General features: G+C 62.1%; 6 protein-coding genes and 1 pseudogene. All 7 read left to right on the top strand.

Annotated elements, in window-relative coordinates:
- Nucleotides 1-822 (top strand): annotated as a pseudogene (locus tag ACXRVY_RS16070) (ABC transporter substrate-binding protein); the annotation flags it as partial.
- 13 nt (nucleotides 823-835) lie between these two features.
- Nucleotides 836-988, top strand: coding sequence for a hypothetical protein (locus ACXRVY_RS16065; protein ID WP_458237743.1), 153 nt, complete (start codon nucleotides 836-838; stop codon nucleotides 986-988).
- A gap of 222 nt (nucleotides 989-1,210) precedes the next feature.
- Nucleotides 1,211-1,744 (top strand): response regulator, encoded by a 534-nt coding sequence (locus ACXRVY_RS16060; RefSeq protein ID WP_223463923.1) that lies wholly within the window; start codon nucleotides 1,211-1,213, stop codon nucleotides 1,742-1,744.
- A gap of 84 nt (nucleotides 1,745-1,828) precedes the next feature.
- Nucleotides 1,829-3,535, top strand: a complete 1,707-nt coding sequence (locus ACXRVY_RS16055) for a GspE/PulE family protein (RefSeq protein ID WP_223463922.1) — start codon at nucleotides 1,829-1,831, stop codon at nucleotides 3,533-3,535.
- Complete coding sequence (locus ACXRVY_RS16050; RefSeq protein WP_223463921.1) at nucleotides 3,516-4,319, top strand: hypothetical protein; 804 nt, start codon at nucleotides 3,516-3,518, stop codon at nucleotides 4,317-4,319. Before ACXRVY_RS16055 ends, ACXRVY_RS16050 begins: the two co-directional genes overlap by 20 nt.
- Before the next feature lies 1 nt (nucleotide 4,320).
- Nucleotides 4,321-4,866, top strand: coding sequence for a PilN domain-containing protein (locus ACXRVY_RS16045; protein WP_223463920.1), 546 nt, complete (start codon nucleotides 4,321-4,323; stop codon nucleotides 4,864-4,866).
- Nucleotides 4,853-5,352: pilus assembly protein PilO (locus ACXRVY_RS16040; RefSeq protein ID WP_458237742.1), on the top strand; the 500-nt coding region annotated here is incomplete at its 3' end. The genes ACXRVY_RS16045 and ACXRVY_RS16040, both read left to right, overlap by 14 nt.

Genomic DNA, 5,352 nt, shown 5'->3' with positions numbered 1-5,352 from the left:
GATGTGGACCTCGCCGTACGTCTGGAGCGGGCCGGCATCCCTCTGATCGGGCCGCTGTCCTTGCAGGGCACGCCCCACACCAGCCGGCAGATATTCGAACCGCTGCCGGGGCTTCGCGAGCAATTGATCGCCCTGGCCGACTACGCCGGTGCCAGCCTGCGGGTTCTGCAGGGGCCGACGCTGATCGCCTATCCGGACGACTCCGGCCAACGGCTGGCGGCGCAGGAACTCAGCCAGTACTTGCAGGGGCACGCCTGGCAAAAGGTGCGTCTGCAAGCCTACGACCCGACCAGGGATGATTTGCCCTTGGGCTCGCGCTCGGTGTTTTACCTGGGCAGCAGCAGCGGCTTCAGTCTACTGGCCGAGCGCTTGCAAACGGCGGGGCAGGTACCTTACCTGTTCGCCGCCTCGAACCAGGTGGCGGGCAATCTGATGCAGGTGCCCGACGGATTTTCCCGGCGGGTGTTCCTGGCCTATCCGTTCGTGCCCAGCGACTGGACCCTGGCCGGGCGCCTGGCCTTGACCCGGTTACGCGAACAGCAGGGTCTCGGCGGCCAGCACGCGGTGCTGCAAGTGGGCGCGTTCAGCTCGATGATGCTGCTCAGCGAAGGCATGAAGCAGGCCGGTCGGGATGCCAGCCGCGAGAAACTGGTCAGTGCCCTGGAAGGCCTGCATGACTTCGATACCGGGCTGACGCCACTGATCAGCTTTGGTCCTGGCCGGCGCCAGGGATTGAGCGGTGCCCATATCGTCACGGTGGATCTGCCGGGCCAGCGTTTCTATCTGGTCGCCCCCTATAAACCCGTTGCTGCAACGCCCTGACCGGAGGCCGATCATGAAACTCAACACTTTGCAGGTCCCGCTGCCGTTGTGGGTGCCCGGTGCAGACACTTCCACTGTCGAAGCCGCGCGGCTACGCTTAWCCGGGACGAAGTCATTGGCGCCATTGCGCTTGCGCAATCGAATCGAGCGAATTGACGATGAATAGGGGTTTTCCCCAACGTTGGGGAAAAAACGACAATACCAATCCGGTCGCTTTCCCCGTTTTTGGGGGATGGAATGACTGTACAAGAAGGCATTGTTTTTAAATTCAAGGACATGAAGACCTGAAAATACCGGCGCCCAGCCTGGCGTGAAGTGTGCATAAGCCCTGTCAAGGCGTGCACTCAGCCAGGTTCAAACCCGGACCTGAGGTTTCAAGGAGTCCACCTTGTTAAACAAAGTACTGGTTGTTGATGACGAACAGTTGCTGGCGGAAAACCTCCAGGGTTACCTGCAGGCGCAAGCGCTGGAAGTCCGGATTGCCCACGACGGTGCGCAAGGAATCGCTGAAGCCGACGATTTCGCACCCGATGTGATGGTGTTCGATTACCGCTTGCCCGATATGGAAGGCTTTCAGGTGCTCGATGTCGTCCGCCAGAACAGGATTTGTCATTTTGTGCTGATCACAGGGCATCCCACCGCAGAAGTCTGCGAGCGGGCCCGGCAAATGGGAGTCAGCCATATCCTGTTCAAACCCTTTCCATTGGCGGAGTTGGCCCGTGCAGTGCTTGATCTTCTGGGCCGGCGGCGCGACCCCAAATCGGGTGTGAGCACTTGCGAAGGGTTCGTCGAACGACGCCAGAGCAAGACCGAAAGTTTCCCGCTGCAGTTGTACGATGGTAGTTGGGTGCTTGCAGATCGCCGAAAAAACACATCGGCCTCCATGGCACCGGACGACGAACAATTGCTCACCGGGGAGTAGTGGCGCGACAGGACGTTCCGGCCCCCGCCGAAATGGCTCGCCGCGCCGACAGGGCTCAAAGCCCCGGGCGTTGGAGAGCAAGCCATGGACCGTCTATCCCTTGCAATAGAACCGGCGCAACCGGAATGTGTACCGACTCGCTTCACCAGTGAACAACTGGCCCAGGCCCGGGCCCTGGCGACCAGTTCCGGCGAGCGGATGCTCGATGCCCTCGCAGCGTCGAGTGAGCTGGCTCCCATGCCCTTCATCCAGTGCCTGGGCGTCACCTTGCACTATCCGGTGCTCGACACCGACAGCCTGTTCAAATCCACGCCGGTGTTCGACCGGGTGACCCTGGCCCAATGCCTCAAGCGCGAATTCATCCTGCTGCGTCATAACGATGCGGTCATCGGTGCGTTCGCCGACCCCTTCGACAGTGCGCGCCTGGCCTGGATCGATGAATGCCTGCAAGGCGCGCCGCTGTACCTGGTGCATGCCGATGACCTGAAGGCCTATCTGGCGCGTCACGAAGAAAGCTTCCATGCGGTGGAGTCGCTCAACGCCCAGAGCGACGCCGGCGCCGAGATCGATAACCTGCAAAGCCTGTCCCTGACCAGCATCAGCGAAGATTCCAGCGTGGTGGTCAAACTGGTCAACTCGACCCTGTACGACGCGCTGAAAATGCACGCCAGCGACATCCACCTCGGCACCACCGGCAGCGGTCTGGTCATCAAGTACCGGATCGACGGCGTGCTCAACAACATCAGCAAGATCCAGGGCAGCGAGTTCGCCGAGCAGGTGATTTCCCGGGTCAAGATCATGGCCGAACTGGACATCGGCGAAAAACGCGTGCCTCAGGATGGTCGCTTCAAGATCGGCATCAGAGGCCGGCAGATCGACTTCCGGGTGTCGATCATGCCGAGCATTTTCGGCGAAGACGCGGTGCTGCGGGTGCTCGACAAACAGGACCTCGCCGACAAGGTCTGTGGCGTGCAATTGCAGGCCCTGGGCTTTGAAGAAGAAACCCTGCGCCAGCTGCGCCGGCTGGCCGCCGAACCCTATGGCATGGTGCTGGTGACCGGGCCTACCGGTAGCGGCAAGACCACCACCCTGTACGCGATGATCACCGAGATCAACCACGGCGTGGACAAGATCATCACCATCGAAGACCCGGTGGAGTATCAACTGCCGGGCGTGCTGCAAATCCCCGTCAACGAGAAGAAAGGCCTGACGTTCGCCCGGGGCCTGCGCTCGATCCTGCGCCATGACCCGGACAAGATCATGGTCGGTGAAATCCGTGACCCGGACACCGCACAGATCGCCGTGCAATCGGCGCTCACCGGTCACCTGGTGTTCACCACCATTCACGCCAACAACGTGTTCGACGTGATCGGCCGTTTCACCCAGATGGAAATCGACCCCTACAGCCTGGTCTCGGCACTCAATGCCGTGTTGGCCCAGCGGTTGATCCGCCTGGTCTGCACCAGTTGCAGCAGTCCTTACAGCCCGACAGAAGAAGAGCTGGAGGTCTCGGGGCTTGATCGGCACAAGGTCGCTCATTACCGGTTCGTCCACGGCAAGGGCTGCGGGCATTGCCGGGGCACCGGTTATCGCGGGCGTAGCGCGATTGCCGAGCTGCTGCACCTGGACGACGAACTGCGGCAAATGATCGTCGAGCGCCAACCTATTTCGAAAATCAAGGCCCATGCCTGCAAACGTGGCTTGCGCCTGTTGCGCGAGTCGGCGCTGGAGATGGTGGAACAAGGCCGGACCACTCTCGAGGAGATCAATCGTGTCACTTTTGTCTCGTGAGCAATTCGTCGCCGTGCTTGGCGCCAGCGGTGTTGGTCTGGGACAACGGCAAGGCAGTGCAACCCGTTGGCTGGGCAGCGTCGGTTACATCGACGAAGGCTTCCAGGCCTGGACGGTGGCTCTGGACACCCTCGACCATTTGCTGGCCGATCACACCGTTGCCAGGGCGGAACTGACCGTGGTGATCTCCGGGCACTTCAGCCGCTATTGCCTGGTGCCCTGGAGTGAGCAGATCAGCAGCCCGGCCGAATTGCTCGGCTTCGCCCAACTGTGTTTCGAAGACCTCTACGGTGCCCCGACGCAACCCTGGAGCCTGGTGCTCTCGCCTGAGCCCGCCGGTTACGACCGCATCGCCACCGCGCTGCCCCAGGACTTGCTCGAACGCCTGCGCACCCTGGTCAGCGCGCGCGGATTGCGCCTGCGTTCGGTGCAGCCGTACCTGATGGCGGCGTTCAACCATTTCGATAAAAGCTTTGATGCCGGGGACTTCCTGTTCGTGGTCGCCGAACCGGTACGCAGCGTTTTGCTGCTGGCCCGGGAAGGGCGCTGGGCCTCGGTGCGTTCGGTGGGCAGCAGCGACAGTGATGCCGCGCTGACTGCGTTGATCGGCCGTGAAAACCAGTTGCAGGCTTGCTCGAGCGAACGACCTTTGAATGTCTACCTGCATGCACCGGCGCGCATTGATTCGCCTCCCGACGTGCCCGGTGTGCATCTGCGCAACCTCGAAGAAGACCGGACAGCCGTTCGCGATTGCCTGTACGTCATGTCTCGGGCGGTGGCCTGACATGCGCCCCCTGATGCTCGACTTTCAGCCGCGCCGTCGCGCAGGTCCCTTGGGCTGGAGCCTGCTGGCGGGTGGCATGGTGCTGACACTCACGTGCATTCTGGTGCAACAGCACCTGAGCAACGAGGCCGAACAACAGCAAGGCCACCTGCAAACCACGCAGCGGGTGCTCACCGGCGATACCGGCAGCAAGCTCAGCCTGACCCCGGCGCAAATCCGCGAGCAGGCGCAGAACCTGGCCGAAATGCGCAAGGTCTCCCAGCAGTTGCGCCGTCCCTGGGAACGTTTGTTCGCCACCCTCGAAGCCATGCCGCGGGACAACATTGCCCTGCTGACCCTGACCCCGGACGCCCGCAAAGGCCAGGTGCGGATCAGCGCCGAGGCGCTGGACCTGGAGGCCATGCTCGATTTCCACCGCCGTCTCGAAGCCAGCGACGAGTTGTCCGACGTGTCGCTGCTGAGCCACGAAATTGTCGCCAACGTGCCGGAACACCCGGTGCAGTTCAACCTGTCGGCTACCTGGGAGATCGGCGATGCAAATCCATAAATTGATCGTCCACGAATACCTGCAAGGCCTGGGCGTTCCGGGGCTGGCAGGGTTGGCCATGCTGGTACTGGCGCTGAGCTATGGCCTGGTCGGGTTGCTGCCGGACTGGGAGTCGCTGCAAAGCCTCAGCCAGCAGACTCGCGAGGCTACCGAGTATCTGGCCAAGGTCGAAGACGGCACCGTGGCTGCGCCGGTGGTGCCGCAGCGCCAGCTCGACGATTTCCGCAGCAAGTTGCCGTCCCAGCCTCAGGCCACCGTGGCCATCGACAAGATCTACGCCCTGGCTGCTCAGGAGCGCATCACCTTGTCCCGGGGTGAATACTCTCTGGGCGTGGACCCCAAGACACACCTGGCCCGTTATCAGATTCTGCTGCCGGTACGTGGCAGCTATCCGCAACTGCGGCGCTTCCTGCACGCCTTGCTCGGCCAGTTGCCGGCGGTGGTACTGGAGGATGTGGAGTTTCAGCGCAAGAAAATCGCCGATAC

This window comes from Pseudomonas sp. P5_A2_2 (assembly GCF_054177685.1).
This window is presented reverse-complemented; position numbering and strand designations above follow the sequence as displayed.

What these genes read in the sequence shown, in the direction of transcription:
- ACXRVY_RS16045 (WP_223463920.1), top strand. Translation starts at nt 4,321, where the DNA reads ATGCGCCCCCTGATGCTCGACTTTCAGCCGCGCCGTCGCGCAGGTCCC.
- ACXRVY_RS16055 (WP_223463922.1), top strand. Translation starts at nt 1,829, where the DNA reads ATGGACCGTCTATCCCTTGCAATAGAACCGGCGCAACCGGAATGTGTA.